The following is a 20,313-nucleotide window of genomic DNA, read 5'->3' on the forward strand; positions in this document are numbered from 1 at the left end:
TTGAGGAATTTTAGTATGATTTTTTACCCGCAGGAACGCATCGGGTTGTTCATTGATGGCTCCAATCTATATGCTGCGGCACGGGCACTTGGTTTTGATATCGATTACAAACGCCTTTTGGACCTGTTTGCCCAGAAAGGGCAGCTGATCAGAGCCTTTTACTACACAGCTCTGATCGAAGATCAGGAATACTCCCCTATCCGCCCACTCGTCGACTGGCTTGATTATAACGGCTACACCATGGTCACCAAACCGACCAAGGAGTTCACCGATGCGGCCGGACGTCGCAAGATCAAGGGCAACATGGACATCGAGTTGGCAATTGACGTTATGGAAATGGCGCAACACCTTGATCATGTTGTCATTTTCTCAGGCGATGGTGATTTCCGGCGTTTGGTCGATGCCGTACAGCGCAAGGGCGTTCGCGTGACGGTCGTATCGACAGTCAAATCCAATCCGCCGATGGTTGCCGATGAATTGCGCCGTCAGGCCGATAACTTTATCGAATTGACGGATCTTGAAGGCACAATCGCACGCAAGGTTCAACAACGTCGCGATGATGATCACCCGGAAATCGATGATCATCCCGACCACCCGGAACTTGATGAATTCGATTACGATTGAGTGCTGATCGAAACCATTTCCCGCCCCATCCTGATCACCACCGGTTACGGGCAACCGTAACCGGCAAAAAGTCAGATATGCCATGACTGCCTATCAACAGCCCGACATCGATTGCCAACTTTGCCCGCGTCTCGTCGAATTTCGGCGCAAAAATCAGGATAAATTTCCTGAATTCCACAATGGCCCGGTCCGCCCATTCGGCCCGCTTAATGCCAGACTTTTGATCGTTGGACTGGCACCGGGACTTAAGGGGGCAAATGCCACCGGGCGCCCCTTCACGGGCGATTATGCCGGTGACCTTTTGTATGACACGCTCAAGAAATTCGGCTTTGCCAAGGGCACCTATGACAAACGCCCCGATGATGGCCTTGAGCTGCTGGATTGCCGGATCACCAATGCCGTCAAATGCGTGCCGCCGGAAAACAAGCCCACCGGGCCGGAAGCCAACACCTGCCGCCCGTTTCTGATCAGCGAATTTGACGCGATGAAAAACCTGTCCGCCATCCTCTGCCTTGGTCAAGTGGCCCATCAGGCAATGCTGCGCACCTTCGGGCTTAAGCTGTCATCCCTGAAATTTGCCCATCGTGCGTCACACAAGATGGAAAATGGCATCACATTGTTTGATAGCTACCACTGTTCGCGCTACAACACCCAGACCTATCGCCTGACGCCAGAGATGTTCGAAAACGTCTTTGCCGACATCCGCGCACATCTGGACGGTTAATTTGCCCGATACATCGCCTATGCACGAGCCCATGTCCGACCTGCTCGACCGCCCTGCACAACGTCTGCCGATTGATGTGCTGCGCGAAGTGTTCGGCTATGACAGCTTTCGCGGCCAACAAGCTGAAATCATTGATCATGTTATCGCAGGGAACGATGCGCTCGTTCTGATGCCGACAGGTGGTGGTAAATCACTGTGCTATCAAGTACCGGCTCTTTGCCGACCGGGGACTGCTGTGGTTGTATCGCCGCTGATCGCATTGATGAAGGATCAGGTTGATGCCCTTAATCAGCTTGGTGTCAAAGCTGCCTTTATCAATTCAAGCATGGCACCTGATGCCGCACGTGAAATTGAAACCCGTGCGATTGATGGCGATATCGACCTCTTATATGTCGCACCGGAACGCTTTGCCTCTGATCGTTTCTTAAGCCTTCTGGACCGGATCAGCATTTCGCTGTTTGCAATTGACGAAGCCCACTGCGTATCGCAATGGGGCCACGATTTCCGCCCGGAATACCGCAGGCTTGATCTTCTGCCCACGCGTTTTTCGCACGTTCCGCGCATCGCATTGACAGCCACGGCAGATACCCCAACCCGAAAAGATATTGCCGAAAACCTGCACCTGACACAGGCCCAGTGCTTTATCACCGGGTTTGACCGGCCAAACATCACCTATCGGATTGAAACCAAGGGCAATGCCAAACAACGCTTGCTGTCGTTTCTGAACCGCGAACATGCCGAGGATGCCGGGATTGTTTATTGCCTCTCCCGGCGCAAGACCGAAGATGTAGCCCAGTGGCTTAGTGAAAATGGCCGTGCCGCCCTTCCCTATCACGCCGGCCTGACACAGGAAACGCGCCAACTTCATCAGGACCGATTCCTGCGCGAAGATGGCCTGATCATCTGCGCGACAGTGGCGTTTGGCATGGGCATCGACAAACCCAATGTCCGTTTTGTGGCGCATTTGAACCTGCCCAAAAGCATGGAAGCCTATTATCAGGAAACCGGACGTGCCGGGCGCGATGGCCTTCCAGCCAATGCCTGGATGAATTACGATCTGTCCGATATTGTGTCGATCCGAAGCATGGTCGCAGGCTCCGAAGCACCCGAAGCGCAAAAACGCATTGAATCGCGCAAACTCGATGCGCTGGTTGGTTTGGCTGAAACCACGAAGTGCCGTCGTCAGGTTATCCTGTCCTACTTCGGCGAAAACCAGCATCAACCCTGCGGCAACTGCGATACCTGCCTGGAGCCGGTAGAGACATGGGATGCAACCGATGCATCGCGCAAAGCCCTTTCGGCGGTCTATCGAACCGGGCAACGGTTTGGCCCGGCTCACGTCATCGAAGTCCTGATGGGGCGTAAAACCGAGAAAATCCGCCAAAACGGCCATGACAAACTTTCAGTCTATGCTATCGGCAAAGACATCGCGCAACCGCAATGGCGATCCGTTTTTCGCCAGTTGCTTGCCATGGGTTATTTGCAGGTTGATGTCGAAGGTCATGGTGGTGTCTATCTGACAGAAGAGTCCCGGCCGGTCTTGCGCGGTGAAAAAGTCGTTGAAATGCGCAAAGACCCCGGTGAAACCAAACGCGCCATGACCCGACGCTTGCGCGATTTCGATACCGAGTTTGAAAACGAAGAAGACCGTGACCTTTGGGAACGCTTGCGCACACTTCGGCGCCAACTGGCAACCAGCCAGAACGTCCCGCCCTATGTGATATTCAGCGACCGTACATTGTGGGAAATGGTGCGCTTCAAGCCCAGAACACTAGAAGACATGACTTCGATCAATGGGGTTGGCGTCAAAAAGCTTGATCAGTATGGACTGGTATTTCTTGATGTGATGGATGGGCGACGCTGACCCCGCACCATCCAATTTTCACAAAATCATCCGGCTGCAATAAACCGGGTTACCCACCAGCAGACAAGTTGTCCCGGATGGCATCAACGATCTTGGCGTCATCGGGTTTGGTGCGACTGTCAAAGCTTGCGACCAGTTTGCCATCGCGCCCGATCAGATACTTATGGAAATTCCATTGCGGGGCGTTATCTGCCCCCATTTCCTGTTCGGCCCATTTATAGAACGGATGGGCGTCCGGGCCTTTAACCGTTGCCTTTGAACTCAGCGGGAAATCGACGTCGAAATTAACCTCACAGAAATCAAGAATGTCAGCATCCTCGCTGTATTCCTGACCACCAAAGTCGGCTGACGGCACCCCCAGAACGACCAAACCGTCATCCCGATAGGTTTCCCATAATTTTTGCAAACCGTCATACTGCGGGGTGAAGCCACACATTGAGGCGGTATTTACCAGCAAGATTGTCTTGCCTTCATACTCTGACAGGTGAATTTCACCGGCATCAATTGCCGGGAATGAAAAATCATAAGCCGAAAGCGCATCATCCGATGCCATTGTCTCCCTCCAGGACAAAGACGTAACAAAAACCGTGAAGGCAAAGAATACAACGATCTGACGCCATTTACCAATCAGAGGTTCAATCGTTGTCATAGCGCTGCTCCGTCCAAGGGTCAGCGTTATTGTGATATCCACGTTCTTCCCAGAAACCGGGCTTATCATCACGCGCAAAGGTGATTTTACGGACCCATTTCGCACTTTTCCAGAAGTACAATTTTGGAATAACCACGCGAACGGGGCCGCCGTGTTCCTCGCTTAGTGGCTCTCCTTCCCAATGATGGGCCAGAAGAACATCGTCATCAAGAAACTGGTCAATCCTAACGTTGGTCGTATACCCGTCATGTGCGGTAAACAGAACATGACGGGCAGCAGGCAGTGGACCTGCCATTTCAGCCAATGTCGTTGCCAGAATACCTTGCCAATGATTGTCGTATCGTGACCAGCTCGTCACACAGTGAATATCGTTTTTCGCTGTTACATGTGGCAGGTCAAGCAAATCGCCAAAGCTCAGCGACATCGGTGTTCTAACCTGACCATTGATTTCAAGCTGATAGTCTTCGGGCGCGACATGTGGCGTAATGCCAATATCCAGAACAGGCCAGTCTGTTACAAGGCGCTGGCCCGGCGGCAGGCGGTTCGCACGATCAGGATCAGTGATACCGGTCAGCAAACGGCCATCAGATGCCCATTTACGCTTGGCTGCCACCAGCTTTTCCTTGATCTTGCCTGTAAAGTTCCCGGTCATCGCGTTTTTCTTACTCATGAAAGCTGATACGAAAAATGGTGCTGACACGTTCACATTGTCAGCACCATTATTAGATACAGTCTCTTTGCGCCTGCACAAGTCAACGACTTGCGACCTGAAAGCATCAATCAGCCAAAATCACGCATCAGACGCGCCTTGTCGCGCTGCCAATCACGTTCTTTGACAGCCTCGCGCTTATCAGCCTTTTTCTTACCTTCGGCGATGGCAACTTCAAGCTTCGCGATCCCGCGTTCATTGAAGTACAGCTTTACCGGAACAAGGGTGAAGCCCTTCTTGTTGAGCGCGTCATGCATTTTCGTGATTTCACGTTTATGCAAAAGCAATTTGCGCGGACGGCGCTCTTCATGGCCGAACGGCATTTTGCTTTGATATTCAGGAATATACGCGTTGATCAGCCACACTTCGCCGTTCTTTGCTTCGGCATAGGATTCCTGAATGTTTCCCTTGCCATCGCGAAGTGATTTGACCTCGGTACCGCGCAAGGCAATCCCGGCTTCAAACGTTTCCGTCAGGAAAAAGTCAAAGCGGGCCCGCCTGTTTTGCGCGACGACCTTGTTATTATCTGTTTCTTTCTTGGGTGCCATAAGACGCTTGTTATCGTTTACTGGCCAAGAATACCAGCATTCTTCAATGCGGTTTCGACCCTGCTTTTGGTTTCTTCGGCAATCTCGACCATCGGCAAACGCATATGGCTTTCACAAAGGCCGAGAAGTTCGGCAGCATATTTCACCGGCCCCGGGCTTGATTCACAGAACATCGCCTTGTGCACCGGCATCAGACGATAGTTCAACTCCTGAACCTTGGAAATGTTCCCCTCCGCCCACGCGGCATGCAAATCCGCACACAATTTCGGGGCAATGTTTGAGGTCACCGAAATACAGCCATGCCCACCCTGTACAAGGAATGGCACAATCGTACCATCCTCACCCGACAGCTGACAGAAATCAGCGCCAGCAGCCAGACGGGTCAGTGCCGGACGTTCCAGATCACTGGTTGCATCCTTTACCCCGACAATGCGCGGCAATTTTGCCAGTTCGGCCATGGTATCGACATTCATATCGACGATCGAGCGCCCCGGAATGTTGTAAATCACAATCGGGATATCGGTCGCGTCATGCACCGCCTTGAAATGCGCATACAGGCCTTTCTGGGTCGGCTTGTTGTAATACGGTGTGACAACAAGCGCTGCATCCGCACCGGCATTTTGCGCATGGCGGGTCAATGAAACAGCTTCTGCGGTCGAGTTTGACCCTGTCCCGGCAATCACCGGACCGCGGCCCTTGGCAACTTCAAGTGCCAGTTCAACAACGCGGTGATGTTCGGCGTGGCTCAGCGTCGGAGATTCACCCGTGGTTCCGACAGGCACAACACCTGTCGTGCCCTGTTTAAGTTGCCAATCCACAAAAGACTGGAACGCCTTTTCATCAATCGCACCATCTTGCGTGAATGGTGTGATCAAAGCTGTGATTGAACCCTTAAACATAGAGATCTCCAAATCCGGGATTTATTTATTGAAAGCGGTCGCGAAAATAGCCGCTGTTGGGGTTTCCCGCAAGCACTGTATCCAATATTCCCAACTATCGATCATCAGACTGAAAAATTCCCGTCAGGACTGTTTGGCTTTTGGCGATTTCACTGCCATAATGCCGACCTTGAGAGCGCATTCGTTGCCGTAAGGCACAAGGGGAACATCACATGGCGCAAGCGTCTTTCCGCAAGATCTCGATCTGCGCAATGGCACTGGGCTTATCGATCCTGATACCAGAGAATCATCAGTTACGGGCCGCGACGAACGAAGACAGTATTCTTCACACGCAACCGCCCTCGCCGCTTTATTCTTCTGTTAGCCGGGCGCGTCTAAACGCCTTTCTGGATGCCGTTGAAGACGGCAAGACAGAGGTTTTCGAACGGCTCCTGACAAATTTTGATGATCCTCTGCTGCAAAAGGCAGCGGAATGGATGCTTTTGACCGCGCCGAATTCGGGTCACAGCTTCGAAGAAATCACCACCTTCATAGATGCCCATCCCAAATGGCCAAGTCAGGCACTGCTGCGCCAACGCGCCGAAGAAGCCATGACCGATGCCGTGCCAGATGAAGCAATCCTGGCTTGGTTCAAACGATCCGCGCCCGTCACTGCAGATGGTGCGACACGTCAGATCAAGGCGCTTTTGGGGGCTGGTCAGGAATCTGCCGCCATTGCCTTGGTACGTCACAGCTGGATCAACGAAAATTTCGGCAGCGGCCAGGAACGCCGTTTCCTTGATCGTTATGGCAAATACATTGATCAGGAAACCCATGAACAGCGTCTTGATCGCTTGTTATGGGAAGGTCGCCTGACGACGGCAGCGCGCATGATGAAACATGTCAGTGATGATTACCGCCGTCTGGCAGAAGCGCGCGCCGCCTTAAGGGCAATGCGCGGTGGTGTCGATGGCGCGATCAATCGCGTTCCCGAAAAATACCGTGATGATCCCGGCCTGATTTACGAACGCGTGCGCTGGCGCCGCAAGAAAGACCGTGATCAGGATGCCCGCGACCTTTTGTTGTCGCAGGCCAATGATTTGGCATACATCTCGATCCGCCCGCAATACTGGTGGCTGGAAAAGGCGATCCTTGCACGGCGCGCTCTGCAAAAGGGTCACATCACCGACGCCTATCGCCTTGTTGCCAATCATGGACAAGTTGATGCCGGTGATATTGCCGAGGCCGAATGGTATGCCGGATGGATCGCACTTGAATTTCTGGGCGATGCCGATATCGCACTGACACATTTCCAGAACCTGTATGACGTTGTGCAGTATCCGATCAGCCTCGCACGCGGTTCCTACTGGGCTGGGCGTGCCAATGCAAAACTTGGCGATACCAAGCGTGCAAAGGAATGGTTTGCTATCGCAGCCGAGCATGCCCACACGTTTTATGGTCAGCTTGCGATTGATGAATTGGGCACCAAGCCGAGCTATTCGGTTGAACAACCTGTCCCAAGCCCGGAACAACGCGCCGCATTCGAAGCACAGGAATTGACCCAGGTTGTCCGCAAACTGGGCGAGATGGGTCTTGGCAACATCATCCGCCCCTTCATCATGGCGCTGGTGTACGAACATGATGAACCGGAATATCTGGCAATGGCGACCGACCTCGCCCGCGAATATGGCCGAACGGACCTTGGCATCCTGGCGGCAAAACGCAGCATTCGAACCGGCAGTGGCTATCTGGATGCGGCATATCCGATCCATGAACAGGTCCCGCTTGGTCGGGCACCGGACCCGGCATTGGTTCATGCCATAATGCGACAGGAAAGCCTGTTTAACGCCCAGGCGGTGTCATCTGCCGGGGCCCGTGGTCTGATGCAACTGATGCCTGCCACAGCCAAACGCATGGCTAAAAACCTTGATCTCGACTACGATACCGACCGCTTGACCGAAGACCCGTCATTTAATATCGCGGTTGGCCGTGCCTATCTTGAACGGCTGCTTGACCGTTGGGACGGTCAGGAAGTGCTGACGATTGCCAGTTACAATGCCGGGCCAACCCGTGTGCGCCAATGGATCAACGAATATGGTGACCCAAGAGACCCTGACGTTGATCTGGTCGACTGGATCGAAATGATCCCCTATAGCGAAACCCGAAATTACGTTCAGCGCGTGATGGAAGGAACTTATGTCTATCGTCGGCGTTTTGCCCGCGATGAGATCGCAATGGGCCAGACTGATGCGGAGTAAGGGCCCAAAGCCCTGATTTGTGCTTCTGGCCAAATCGCCCATATTTGATCAATACTGCTTGTCAGAAAAGGTCAGCAACATGTCCGATAATGCACTGTCTTCTTGCCGCGCTTTTGTTTTTGATGCGTATGGTACCCTGTTTGACGTTGGATCGGCTGTCGCCAAGTTTCGCGACAGCATCGGTGACGAATCAGACCGCCTCTCATCAATCTGGCGTCAAAAACAGCTTGAATATACCTGGCTTCGCAGCCTGATGGGTGAGTTTGCTGATTTCTGGACGGTCACGGGTGATGCGCTTGACTTTGCCCTTGATCAGATCGGCAAGAAGGATCCGGTGCTGCGGGCCAAACTGATGGAAACCTACCTGTCACTTGATACATTCCCCGAAGTCGTGGAAACCCTTAACACCTTAAAAGCACAGGGGCACAAACTTGCCATCCTGTCGAACGGGGCAAAACATATGCTGATCTCGGCGGCGAAATCGTCGGGCATTCTTTCCCTGTTTGATCAGATCATCTGTGTTGATGAACTCAAAACATACAAACCCCACCCGGATGTTTATCAGCTTGCCGTCGACAAGCTGGAAGTCGAAGCCGCAGAAATTTCGTTCCAGTCATCGAATGGCTGGGATATTGCCGGGGCCGGTCATTTCGGCTTCCGCACCGCATGGATCAATCGTGCGCACACCCCGGCTGAACGGCTGTCACATGAAGCCGATGTCGTTCTGAACGGCCTTGATGAACTGCTACCTCTGGTGGGCGAACCGCAGAAGGCCTGAGCAGAAAGCCTGACAGGAAAGCATCACATCAAAACACAAAAAGGCAGGTCCGAAACCGGAACCTGCCTTTTATCTGTTTTACCCGTCGCAAAGGTGACCGGACCCGTCGCCTTAGGACTGATAAAGATCGCTTATGCGATTATTTGTTTTCTTTCTTCACGTTGGCAGCAACTACCTGCCCCGCCTGAATAACGGTCAAACCGCCTTCGTCCGACACGCCTTCGATGCGACGGCAATGTCCTTCGATATGGGCACCGGGTTCGATCGAAAGGCTTTCGTGAAGAATGTCCCCAATCATACGTGCGGTATCTGCCAAAGAAACATCACGCGCGCGGACCTGACCAACAACGGTGCCACAAATGCGGATTTTCTCTGCGACGATTTCGCCGCGTACTTCGCCATTTTGACCAATTGTCAAAGTCCGGGTGCGGATATCGCCATTAACCGAACCATCCACCTGAACATCGGATTCAGAAATCAGATCACCGGTTACCCGAAGATCAGCATTGATGACCGAAAGGCCACCTTTTTTCTCAGCAGTTGCGCTGCCGTTTTTAGTCGTTGTTTGTTTCGTCTTGCTCGCTTTTGAAAACATAACGTCCCGCCTCAATAAATTTTATAGGATTGACCGGCTTGTCATGAACCAAAACCTCGTAATGGACGTGGCTGCCTGTACTGCGGCCAGTACTGCCCATCAAGGCTATGTGGTCCTGGTAACGCACTTCGTCGCCCTTCTTTACGAGGACCTTGTATAGGTGGCCATAACGGGTTCGAACGCCGTTTCCATGATCAATTTCGACCATCTTCCCGTATTTGCCACTCCATCCCGCATGCACCACTTTTCCTGGTGCTGTTGCAAGAATTGGTGTCTTGATCGGTCCGGCAAGATCTACACCGGAATGAAAAGCCCAGCGACCATTGATCGGGTCTTTTCGTTTACCGAACGAGCTCGATAAGTAATAAGACGCGGCTGGCTCCCCAATCGGCGTCTTTTTCAGTCTGTCATGCAGGCTGGAAAGATGATCCATACGGTCATTCAATGCCAATGCCACATTCACAAATTCTTCGTCCTGCGGGTGTTCGGGTTCAAACGCCACGAACGGACCACCAACCCCCGGTTCCTGCGGCTTCATGGGGGGCAGGATAAAGGTTTCGGGACTAAGCCCGGTCATTTCCAGGACATTCTCAAGTTCAAGAATGGTCGTATCCGCCGTCTGGGCAACACGTTGCATCGCCTGTTGCTGGATCGAATGAAGATCAGCAATACGTTGGCGGGCGTCACTCAGTTCGCCCTGAAGCTTTTTGGAACGCTGCAACGCCTGATCACGTTCGCGCATCACGCGCGACATAACCGTTTCAACGGTTTCCAACTCATCACGCAGGGCAAGGTTTCGGTTGGTAATACCGTCGATTTGCCCCTGCAGCGCATTCATTTGGTTATCCATCGATGTTCGAAGGGCAGAAATCCGGACCTTTTCCTTCTCGCTACTCTCAAGCTTGGAGGTATAGTCCTGTACCCGCGCTTGAAGCTGCAGGTTATGTTCTGCCATCGACAACAGATTGCGATGGGTGTCTTCCATTTGGGCGGTAATTTCGCCAAAACGCCGCTGACTTTCAGTGACGCGTGCAATCAGCCGGTTATAGGACAGCTCGCTGCGGAAAAGTTGTTCCTCACGCAGGGTCAGGCGTTGATCAAGATACCAACTGTATCCTGTAACCCCGACGGTCCAGGTGATGACCGCTGCCCCAAAAGAGGCCAACGCCAACTGCCCAAATTTTCCAAGCCGAAGCTGGTAAACAGAATCATTGGACCGGACAAGCAATTGCCGTTCCGGAAACCATTTATCCACCAAGCGACGAATGCCTTCAAACGCCGACATATTCAGTGTCTAACCCCTAGTTGCCCGTAATCACGTCCGGATATTCCCCGGTTACGTCGAGTTTATATTGCCCCACCTGAGTCTTCTTGTCTTTTTCTTTACGCTACCTGTAAGTCGCCTCGCAAGCAAGCCTGTTAACACATCCTTAACCGTAAAATTTTCCCCGTTCGATACCCATGCTGTGTTACCTATGGCCATCTTTCACATCTCTCATACGTAAAGCGACAATGTCTTTTTCCCGTTTTCTAATAACTTTTGCCGCAACCTGGTTCTATAGCGGCAAAAGTCCAAAGGCACCGGGCACTGCCGGGTCATTCGCCGCCCTGCCCTTTGGCTGGGCGATCTGGATGTATGGCGGAGACAGCATTCTTATTGTCGCCAGCATTTTGATTTTTGCCATCGGTGTGTGGGTCGCCCACCAATACAGCCACCTTCTGGGCATTCATGACGCGGGTGAGATCGTCATTGATGAGGTTGTCGGACAGTGGATGTGCCTGCTGGTGATCCCGCTAGGTGGCGGATGGATCGATATTCTTTGGATGTTGGCGGCCTTCGTTGCATTTCGGTTCTTTGACATTATCAAGCCCTGGCCGATACGCTGGGTAGATCGGCGCGTTGGCGGCGGTTTCGGCATCATGTTTGATGATGTGCTTGCCGCGGCCTTTGCCATGATCACACTCGCGGTATTCGTTCACTTGATTGGCGGATGACACCCATGATGACCGACCAGGATATTCTAGAAAAAGCAAGCGCACTGATCGCACGCTGCAAGGCCAAAGGCGTGATGATCGCAACCGCTGAATCCTGTACCGGCGGCCTGATTACAGGCTCACTAACCGGGGTTGATGGCAGTTCTTCGGTCGTTGATTGCGGTTTCGTCACCTATTCCAACGAAGCCAAGCGGGATCTGCTCGGGGTTGGCGAGGATTTGTTGGCCGAATTCGGGGCCGTATCAGAACCGGTCGCACGCGCCATGTCCGAAGGCGCATTGAAACGGGCACCAAATGCAACAATTGCAGTCTCTGTCACCGGAATTGCAGGCCCGGGCGGTGGAACCGATACAAAACCGGTTGGGCTGGTGCATTTTGGCTGTTCTGCCAAAGACCACGCAACAATCACCACCCATGAAGTTTTCCCCGGTGACCGGCATGCTGTGCGCAAGGCGACGGTTCTTCGGGCATTTTCCCTGATCGATGAGATGCTTGGTTAATTAAGCCTGGCTATCGGCAGGCGGGAGTTTCGGCTCCCCATACACTTCACGTGCCCGGGTTTCAAACGCACCAACCATCATCTTGACGGCCTCGTTAAAGACAACGCCGATCATTTTCTGCAACAGGGCTGACCGAAACTCGAAATCCACGAAGAAATCAAGCGAAGTGCCACCGTCTTCATCCTCTTCAAATACCCAGTGATTGTTAAGGTACTTGAACGGCCCCTGCAGATATTCAACGTCGACCCGATCCGGGCGCTGCAGGGTTACTTTCGAGGTGTATTTTTCCCGAAACATTTTAAAGCCGATCACCAAATCCGCTTTAAGCACATTCCCATCGCGTTTGCGTACGCGTGAGGCGACACACCACGGGAGAAACTCGGAATAGGAATCGATATCCGCGACGAGCTCAAAGAGTTGTTCCGGCGTATAGGGCAGTTTCCTGCGCTCTGCATGCGTCGGCACCCGATATCTCCCCTGATCGTCGCGCGTTTCGTCTCGGTGTTACTGAGCAGCCGTAACGGCTTTTTCCGCTTTGGCTTTCGCTTCTTCGGCGGCAGCCAGCTTTTTCTCGCGGGCTTCACGCAGCAATTCGAAGTCACGGTCCGCGTGATAGCTTGAGCGGGTCAATGGCGTTGCCGATACCATCAAGAACCCTTTGCCTCGCGCCATAGAGGCATAGTCGTTAAACTCATCAGGCGTGACAAACTTGTGGACAGGCTCATGTTTGAGGGTCGGCTGCAAATACTGGCCAACAGTCAGGAAATCCACGTCTGCAACACGCAGGTCATCCATAACCTGTGCCAGTTCCTGGCGTTCCTCGCCCAAACCGACCATCAGGCCAGATTTGGTAAAGATCGTCGGGTCAATCTGCTTAACCCGGTCAAGAATGCGCAGCGATTGATAGTACCGAGCCCCCGGACGGATGTTGGTATAAAGCCTCGGAACCGTTTCAAGATTGTGGTTGAACACATCAGGGCGGGCCTTGGCAACGATTTCAACCGCACCCGGCTTGTCACGGAAATCCGGGGTCAGGATTTCAATCGTGGTTTCTGGCGATTTATGACGGATGGCTTCGATCACACGGGCAAAATGTGCTGCCCCGCCATCGGCAAGGTCATCACGGTCGACAGAAGTGATCACAACATGCTTGAGCTGCATGTCGGCAACCGCCATCGCCAGGTTTTCCGGCTCGAACGGATCAAGCGCGTTGGGCATCCCGGTTTTCACATTGCAGAACGAACAAGCACGCGTACACGTATCGCCCATGATCATGAAGGATGCGTGCTTTTTCTGCCAGCATTCGCCGATATTCGGGCATGCAGCTTCTTCGCAAACAGTATGCAGGTTCAGACCACGCGCAAGTTCGCGGGTCTCCTGATACCCCTTGGAGGTTGGCGCCTTGACGCGAATCCAGGATGGCTTGCGACCGGATGGTCGATCTGGCCGTTTCTGTTTTTCCGGATGACGAACTACTTTCTGTTCGCTGGGCGCCGTCGACATAGAGTTACCTCCGAAGGGTTGGACCGGCGGCAATTTGCCGCCCCGCCATGCATTTGTCAAACCGACATTCGTTCAAAACGGTCATACCGGGCATGTGTTCCCGGTAAAACCCATTGTTTTAGAAGTGGATCGCACGCCCATAGGCGTCAAGGACCGACTCATGCATCATTTCCGAAAGTGTTGGATGCGGGAAGACCGTATGCATCAGGTCTTCCTCGGTCGTTTCCAGCCCCATCGCAACCACAAAGCCCTGAATCAGCTCGGTCACTTCGGCCCCGACCATGTGCGCACCAAGCAATTCACCGGTCTTGGCATCAAACACGGTCTTCACAAGACCCTCGGCCTCGCCAAGGGCAACGGCCTTGCCATTGCCGATGAACGGGAACTTGCCGACCTTGACCTCATAACCGGCTTCTTTGGCCTTGGCCTCGGTCAGGCCAACACTTGCGACCTGCGGATGGCAATAGGTGCATCCCGGGATCTTGCGCGGATCAAGCGGATGTACGCCTTTGACACCGGCAATCTTTTCAATGCAGACAACACCTTCGTGTTCTGCCTTGTGCGCCAGCATCGGCGGACCGGCGACGTCACCGATGGCATAGATGCCCGGTTCTGCCGTTGCCGAATATTCATCCGTCCCAATCACATTGCGGTCAATCTTGACCTTGGTGGTTTCAAGACCAAGACCTTCGGTATTACCGATCACACCAACAGCAGAAATCACGCGATCAACGGTGAGTTCCTGTTTCTTGCCGTCTTTGGTTTCGACCGTAACCACAACATTGTCGGCGTTACGCTTAAGGTTGGCGACCTTGGCTTCGGTCAGGATTTTCATCCCGTCCTTGGTCATCATTTTTTGTGCAAGCCCCGCCACTTCCTTGTCTTCGACTGGCATGATCTGCGGCATGATTTCAACCACCGTCACATCAGCACCCATGGTGTGATAGAAGCTGGCGAATTCGATCCCGATAGCACCGGAACCAACCACAACAAGGCTTTTGGGCATTTTATCAGGCGTCATTGCCTTCTTGTAATCCCAGACAACCTTGCCGTCGGCTTCAAGCCCCGGAAGTGCACGCGCCCGTGCACCGGTCGCGATGATATAGTTCTTGGCGGTATAGGTGCCCTTGTCCTTGCCTTCGACCACGATCTTTTTCGGGCCATCGAACTTGGCTTCGCCGTTAATCACCGTCACCTTGTTCTTTTTCAGCAAATGACCAACACCGCCCGAAAGCTGTTTGGACACACCGCGCGACCGCTGGATCACCGCATCAAGATCAAAGGACGGCTTTTCACACGAAAGACCATATTCCTTTGCATGATGCATGTTGCGATAAACTTCGGCCGAACGCAGCAGCGCCTTGGTCGGGATACAACCCCAGTTCAGGCAAATGCCACCAAGATGTTCACGTTCAACAACAGCCGTTTTCAGACCAAGCTGTGCCGCCCGGATTGCGGTTACATAACCACCCGGACCTGCACCAACCACGATTACGTCGAAATTGCTATCTGCCATCGTAGGATCTCCTTCGCCTGCCCGATAACGGCTACAGGTCTTTAAATTCAAATGCTTGCGGGGACTTGTTCAAGTCCCCGCGCAACTTTGGACCCTTAAAGCAACATGCTCAGCGGATCTTCAATAAGCTTTTTGAATTCGGCCATGAACTGAGCACCGACCGCACCGTCAACCGCACGGTGGTCAACAGAAAGCGTGCAGCTCATAACCGTTGCGATTGCCAGCGCACCATCCTTGACGACCGGGCGCTGTTCACCCGCACCAACGGCAAGAATGCAGCCCTGCGGCGGGTTGATAATCGCGGAGAAGTCCTTGATGCCAAACATGCCAAGGTTCGATACAGAGAACGTACCACCCTGATAATCTTCCGGCATCAGTTTGCCATCACGTGCCTTGCCAGCCAATGCTTTCATCTCGGTCGAGATTTCAGCAAGACCTTTCGAACCGGCATCACGGACCACAGGCGTAATCAGGCCGCCTTCGATGGCAACCGCCACCGAAATGTCCTGCTGCTTGCACTGCAGGGTGGCTTTGTCAGTCCAGATGGAGTTCGCCGCCGGAACCTTTTTCAGCGCCAGCGAAACCGCACGGATGATGAAATCATTGACCGAAATCTTGACACCCTCGCCCGCCTTTTCATTCAGTTGCTTGCGGGTTGCCAACAAATTGTCGAGTTCGCAATCCACCGTCAGATAGAAATGCGGAACCTGCTGCTTGGACTCGGTCAGGCGACGCGCGATGGTCTTGCGCATGCCGCTGTTCGGAATTTCTTCGTATTCCGGAAGTCCCGTAAGATCCGGGTTCCAGCCCGATGCGGCCGGTGCAGCGGCTGCTGGTGCATCTGCGGATTTTTTGTCCTCTGACGCGGCCGCTTTTTCGGCCGGTTTGGACGACAGGGCCGCTTCAACATCACGCTTGACGATACGCCCACGCGGACCGGAACCGGAAACACCGGAAAGCTCGACACCTTCATTGGCCGCAATACGGCGCGCAAGCGGGCTTGCCTTGATGCGCTCTCCACCAGAAACCGGTGCAGCCGGGGCCGGCTTGTCACCGCCCGATGCTGCCGGTTTTTCGGCTGCGGCTGGTGCTTTGTCCTCTTTGGCGTCGTCATTGGCCGGTGCGCTTTCACCGCCGCCCGTGCTTGCCGCCGAGGTATCCGCACCTTCAAGTGCACTTTCGTCTTCGTCTTCTTCCAACAGCAGGGCGATAACTTCGTTTACCGCAACGTTTTCACTGCCTTCGGAAACAAGGATTTTCCCGATTTTGCCTTCGTCGACGGCTTCGACTTCCATCGTGGCTTTATCGGTTTCGATTTCGGCGATGACATCACCCGATTCAACGGTATCACCTTCCTTGACGTGCCATTTCGCCAAGGTGCCTTCGGTCATGGTCGGCGACAAGGCCGGCATCAATACTTTTACAGGCATGAACGCAATCTCCCGGTAACGGGGCGGCGCGGTTCAACCCGCACCTGCCCCTGTCCGTCTTACTTAGCGATAGCAAACGGCCTTGGCCGCGGCGACGATGTGACTGTCCTGCGCAAGCGCAAGCTTTTCCAGGTTGGCAGCATACGGCATCGGAACGTCTTCGCCGGTGACACGGGCAACCGGTGCATCGAGGTAATCGAATGCGTGCTCCATTGCCACAGATGCGATTTCCGCACCAATCCCCGAGAAGTGCCAGCCTTCCTCGACCGTCACCAGACGGTTGGTCTTCATGACCGAACGCACGATGGTGTTCACATCCAGCGGACGGATGGTGCGCAGGTTGATGACTTCTGCCGAGATGCCCTGCTCTGCCAGTTGCTCGGCCGCTTTAAGCGCCTTGCCAACCATGATCGAGAAAGCAACGATGGTGACATCGGTCCCTTCGCGTTCGATCTTGGCCTGACCAATCGGCAGGACGAAATCATCATCATCAGGCACTTCGAAGCTCTGACCATACATGATTTCGTTTTCAAGGAAGACAATCGGGTTCGGGTCGCGAATGGCGGCCTTGAGCAGGCCTTTGGCATCGGCTGCCGACCACGGGGCAACAACCTTCAACCCCGGGCAATGCGCATACCAGGATGCATAGCACTGCGAATGCTGGGCACCCACACGCGACGCGGCACCGTTCGGGCCACGGAACACGATCGGGCAACCAAGCTGGCCACCAGACATATACAGCGTCTTCGCAGCAGAGTTGATGATCTGGTCAATCGCCTGCATTGCGAAGTTAAAGGTCATGAACTCAAGAACCGGCTTCAGGCCCATGAAGGCAGAACCCGTTGCCAGACCGGTAAAGCCATGCTCGGTAATTGGCGTATCGATCACACGCTTGTCACCGAATTCATCCAGCAGCCCCTGGGTGACTTTATAAGCACCCTCGTACTGCGCAACTTCTTCACCCATGACAAACACTTGGTCGTCGCTGCGCATTTCTTCGGCCATTGCATCACGCAGGGCTTCACGCACGGTCTGGGTTTTAAAGCTGGTATAGGTTTTTTCGTCTTGCGTCGCGTTCATGACGCTCATGGCGCGCGGCTCGGCGTCGGAACGTTCAATTGCCCCACTGGCAGCAACCGGTGCGGCATTCGAAGAGCCGGCAGCAGGTGCCTCCTCCGAAGCAGATTCCGCAGGCGCTTCTTCTGCTTTGGGTGCAGCTGACGCAGACACGTTATCAAGTGCAGATGCGTCTTCGTCTTCTTCAAGGATATAGGCAATCACTTGATTGACCGCGACGTTCTCGGTACCGGCATCGACGATAAGCTTACCAATTTTGCCTTCGTCAACAGCCTCGACTTCCATCGTGGCTTTGTCGGTTTCGATTTCTGCGATCACGTCTCCGGATGCGACTTCGTCGCCTTCCTTAACGTTCCATTTGGCAAGTGTGCCTTCGGTCATGGTCGGCGACAGGGCCGGCATCAAAACTTCAATCGGCATTGTTCCCTCTCTCCCGGGAAATATCGTTCAAAAGCGGTTCGCAGGGTGTGCGATCACGCGTCGATCAGAATGTCGGTAAACAGTTCGGAAACATCTGGTTCCGGGCTGTTTTGCGCGAACTCGGCCGCTTTTGCGACTTCGGCTTTAACTTCCTTGTCGATGTCTTTAAGACCGGCTTCATCCACGATGTTGCCGTCGATCAGGAGCTTTTTGACCATATCAATCGGATCGTGCTCTTTACGCATCTTGTCGAGCTCGTCCTTGGTACGGTATTTCGCCGGGTCGGACATGGAATGTCCGCGATAGCGATAGGTCTTCAGTTCAAGAATGTATGGGCCCTTGCCTTCACGGCAATGCGCAACCGCACGTTCACCAGCTGCTTTCACCGCCAGAACATCCATGCCATCAACCTGTTCGCCCGGGATACCATAGGCCTTGCCGCGCTCATAAAGGTCAGGACTGGATGAGTGACGCTGGGTCGAGGTGCCCATCGCATACTGGTTGTTCTCGATGCAGTAGATCACCGGAAGCTGCCAAAGGGCTGCCATGTTAAAGGCTTCATAGACCTGCCCCTGGTTGACGGCACCGTCACCAAGATAGGTCATGCAGACCTTGTTTTCTTCACGGTATTTATAGCTAAAGGCAATCCCGGTGCCCAATGGCACCTGGGCACCCACGATGCCGTGTCCACCATAGAAATTCTTTTCCTTGGAGAACATATGCATCGAGCCGCCCTTACCTTGGGAATAACCGCCTTCGCGGCCTGTCAGCTCGGCCATCACGCCAGCGGGATCCATGCCCGTCGCAAGCATGTGCCCATGATCGCGATAACTGGTGATAACACCATCTTCGTCCGACGCTGCGGCTTGCATGCCAACAACGACAGCTTCCTGTCCGATATAAAGGTGGCAGAAACCACCAATGAGACCCATGCCATACAACTGGCCTGCTTTTTCTTCAAAGCGGCGGATCAGAAGCATTTCACGGTAATATTTGAGGAGATCGTCACTGCTCGCCTGATTGTCGGCGCGCGTCGTGGCGCGTTTGCGTTTTGTGGTCGCCATGTTTCCTCCCGGTGGATGGCTGTCGCTTAAGCATCATGTATGAGCGCTTAATTCGGTACTGGACCACCGAAATGACTACCGAAAACAGACCGCAAGAGCAAGCAATCTAACACCGAGTAAATCGTTGTTTTGCAACGCACAATCACAAATAAACCGATATATGGTTAATATTTATTATTCCTCCATTTTCCAGAGTTGCTTGGTTTTCAGCAACTTGGAGCAATGCTTTGAAATTCGTTCATTCCCGTGCGTCACAAATGCTATGCGATTACGAGGATAATACCGCATAGCAGCGCATGCTTGGAAACAACCATAGGAACATGTTGAATATCAAGGACCTCTACCGAACCAGGTCAAAACCCGATTTAAACCATAAGTCAGTTTAAGCAATGACTTAGCCTGCTGCGCTTATTGCTGAACATAATTCACAACCGGGAATTCGTGTTTTGCACGCCATTCCTTGCAGCTACACAGGCCGATCACAGGATAAAATGGAAATTCGATAACACCGGATTCTGTCTGTTGACGTCAATCAGGTGATGGACGTTGCCAGCCCGTTATTTGGCATCTATCGAAGCGGTAATGACGTCGCTGTAGCCATCGTGGTGAAAAATGATCAGGTCATCAGGATGGGCCGCATTGAGCATGGCGCGTGCGCGCTCGTCCAGCAGGTCGGGATCAAGGTGGGTTGCGCGCAGTGACAATACATGCTGCTCAAGCGCCTTGCGGCGCTCGGTGGTTTCATCAAGGACGGTAGCGATTTCAGTCACCCGGTCCTGCATGGACCAGTATGTCAGCAAGCCGCGCTCGCCTTCGACACTATGAAAGATAAAATACGCCATCACGGTAAATGCAATTACCGGGGCAACGGCCTGCTTTAGGCGGCGAAGAACCGGTGAGTTTGATGACATTTACCTTATGCCCCTTGCGCATACGCACGACTTTGGCGACGAAACAAATCATTCCGGGCGGACAACATTAAAACAACATGCGTTATTTCCCTTGATTATCAAGCAACTGCCATCAATCAAAGGGCGAAAACCCAGTAAATTACCCTTTAACCTACGCAGAAGTGAGTAAAAATAGGGTTAAGCATCCATCGCAAAGTCGCAGATTTACGGTCAATGCACTAATCCTGATATTCAAGTTTTCTACTTCGGCTCAACACACGGCTGTCGACC

General features: G+C 53.3%; 20 protein-coding genes. 7 read left to right on the top strand and 13 right to left on the bottom strand.

Translation table 11 applies throughout. From position 1 onward, the window contains the following. The first annotated feature begins 15 nt into the window (after nt 1–15). From JF44_RS0114965 to recQ, 3 genes are all read left to right on the top strand, one after another. Complete coding sequence (locus JF44_RS0114965; RefSeq protein WP_033069751.1) at nt 16–624, top strand: LabA-like NYN domain-containing protein; 609 nt, start codon at nt 16–18, stop codon at nt 622–624. Nucleotides 625–706: 82 nt separating this feature from the next. Further along, the gene (locus JF44_RS0114970; RefSeq protein WP_033069752.1) at nt 707–1,348 is read left to right on the top strand and encodes a uracil-DNA glycosylase; all 642 of its coding nucleotides are present in this window, start codon (nt 707–709) and stop codon (nt 1,346–1,348) included. Between the two features lie 31 nt (nt 1,349–1,379). Then, nucleotides 1,380–3,212 (top strand): DNA helicase RecQ, encoded by a 1,833-nt coding sequence (gene recQ, locus JF44_RS0114975; RefSeq protein ID WP_033069753.1) that lies wholly within the window; start codon nt 1,380–1,382, stop codon nt 3,210–3,212. A 49-nt stretch (nt 3,213–3,261) separates the two neighbouring features. Here the strand turns inward: recQ and JF44_RS0114980 are convergent, their stop codons facing one another. From JF44_RS0114980 to dapA, 4 genes are all read right to left on the bottom strand, one after another. Further along, nucleotides 3,262–3,861, bottom strand: a complete 600-nt coding sequence (locus JF44_RS0114980) for a glutathione peroxidase (protein WP_238318465.1) — start codon at nt 3,859–3,861, stop codon at nt 3,262–3,264. Next, nucleotides 3,848–4,531, bottom strand: a complete 684-nt coding sequence (locus tag JF44_RS0114985) for a sulfite oxidase-like oxidoreductase (RefSeq protein ID WP_052065958.1) — start codon at nt 4,529–4,531, stop codon at nt 3,848–3,850. The genes JF44_RS0114980 and JF44_RS0114985 overlap by 14 nt, the downstream gene beginning before the upstream one ends. Nucleotides 4,532–4,641: 110 nt before the next feature. Further along, the gene (gene smpB, locus JF44_RS0114990) at nt 4,642–5,118 is read right to left on the bottom strand and encodes an SsrA-binding protein SmpB (protein WP_033069754.1); all 477 of its coding nucleotides are present in this window, start codon (nt 5,116–5,118) and stop codon (nt 4,642–4,644) included. A 17-nt stretch (nt 5,119–5,135) separates the two neighbouring features. Then, nucleotides 5,136–6,017 (bottom strand): 4-hydroxy-tetrahydrodipicolinate synthase, encoded by an 882-nt coding sequence (dapA, locus tag JF44_RS0114995; RefSeq protein ID WP_033069755.1) that lies wholly within the window; start codon nt 6,015–6,017, stop codon nt 5,136–5,138. Between the two features lie 212 nt (nt 6,018–6,229). Here dapA and JF44_RS0115000 point away from each other — a divergent pair, with 212 nt between their 5' ends. Both JF44_RS0115000 and JF44_RS0115005 read left to right on the top strand, forming a co-directional pair. After that, entirely contained in the window at nt 6,230–8,254 is a 2,025-nt protein-coding gene (locus tag JF44_RS0115000; RefSeq protein WP_033069756.1) for a lytic transglycosylase domain-containing protein, read from the top strand. A gap of 79 nt (nt 8,255–8,333) precedes the next feature. Continuing rightward, nucleotides 8,334–9,032, top strand: coding sequence for a haloacid dehalogenase type II (locus JF44_RS0115005; protein ID WP_033069998.1), 699 nt, complete (start codon nt 8,334–8,336; stop codon nt 9,030–9,032). Nucleotides 9,033–9,171: 139 nt separating this feature from the next. Here JF44_RS0115005 and JF44_RS0115010 read toward each other — a convergent pair whose 3' ends face one another. Beyond that, nucleotides 9,172–9,627 (bottom strand): bactofilin family protein, encoded by a 456-nt coding sequence (locus tag JF44_RS0115010; protein ID WP_033069757.1) that lies wholly within the window; start codon nt 9,625–9,627, stop codon nt 9,172–9,174. Continuing rightward, nucleotides 9,587–10,912, bottom strand: a complete 1,326-nt coding sequence (locus JF44_RS0115015; protein ID WP_033069758.1) for a M23 family metallopeptidase — start codon at nt 10,910–10,912, stop codon at nt 9,587–9,589. Before JF44_RS0115015 ends, JF44_RS0115010 begins: the two co-directional genes overlap by 41 nt. 227 nt (nt 10,913–11,139) lie before the next feature. Here JF44_RS0115015 and JF44_RS0115020 point away from each other — a divergent pair, with 227 nt between their 5' ends. After that, the gene (locus tag JF44_RS0115020; RefSeq protein ID WP_033069759.1) at nt 11,140–11,622 is read left to right on the top strand and encodes a phosphatidylglycerophosphatase A family protein; all 483 of its coding nucleotides are present in this window, start codon (nt 11,140–11,142) and stop codon (nt 11,620–11,622) included. Nucleotides 11,623–11,630: 8 nt separating this feature from the next. After that, entirely contained in the window at nt 11,631–12,122 is a 492-nt protein-coding gene (locus tag JF44_RS0115025; RefSeq protein WP_202901526.1) for a CinA family protein, read from the top strand. On the opposite strand, the gene JF44_RS0115030 is transcribed toward JF44_RS0115025, so the two are convergent. The 7 genes from JF44_RS0115030 to JF44_RS0115060 form a co-directional block, all read right to left on the bottom strand. Further along, a complete protein-coding gene (locus JF44_RS0115030) occupies nt 12,123–12,587 on the bottom strand; it encodes a type II toxin-antitoxin system RatA family toxin (RefSeq protein ID WP_033069761.1) in 465 nt (154 codons plus the stop codon). A gap of 39 nt (nt 12,588–12,626) precedes the next feature. Continuing rightward, nucleotides 12,627–13,625, bottom strand: coding sequence for a lipoyl synthase (lipA, locus tag JF44_RS0115035; protein WP_033069762.1), 999 nt, complete (start codon nt 13,623–13,625; stop codon nt 12,627–12,629). A 118-nt stretch (nt 13,626–13,743) separates the two neighbouring features. Then, nucleotides 13,744–15,141 carry a dihydrolipoyl dehydrogenase gene (lpdA, locus tag JF44_RS0115040; RefSeq protein WP_033069763.1) on the bottom strand — a complete coding sequence of 466 codons (1,398 nt, stop codon included), beginning with the start codon at nt 15,139–15,141 and terminating at the stop codon, nt 13,744–13,746. 95 nt (nt 15,142–15,236) lie between these two features. Next, nucleotides 15,237–16,571, bottom strand: coding sequence for a pyruvate dehydrogenase complex dihydrolipoamide acetyltransferase (locus JF44_RS0115045; RefSeq protein WP_033069764.1), 1,335 nt, complete (start codon nt 16,569–16,571; stop codon nt 15,237–15,239). 63 nt (nt 16,572–16,634) lie between these two features. Further along, nucleotides 16,635–18,068, bottom strand: a complete 1,434-nt coding sequence (locus JF44_RS0115050) for a pyruvate dehydrogenase complex E1 component subunit beta (protein WP_033069765.1) — start codon at nt 18,066–18,068, stop codon at nt 16,635–16,637. A 53-nt stretch (nt 18,069–18,121) separates the two neighbouring features. Beyond that, nucleotides 18,122–19,132, bottom strand: a complete 1,011-nt coding sequence (pdhA, locus tag JF44_RS0115055; protein ID WP_033069766.1) for a pyruvate dehydrogenase (acetyl-transferring) E1 component subunit alpha — start codon at nt 19,130–19,132, stop codon at nt 18,122–18,124. 557 nt (nt 19,133–19,689) lie between these two features. Continuing rightward, complete coding sequence (locus JF44_RS0115060; protein WP_033069767.1) at nt 19,690–20,043, bottom strand: FtsB family cell division protein; 354 nt, start codon at nt 20,041–20,043, stop codon at nt 19,690–19,692. Nucleotides 20,044–20,313: the final 270 nt, after the last annotated feature.

The sequence above is a fragment of the Thalassospira australica genome (assembly GCF_000763295.1).
GTDB lineage: Bacteria > Pseudomonadota > Alphaproteobacteria > Rhodospirillales > Thalassospiraceae > Thalassospira > Thalassospira australica.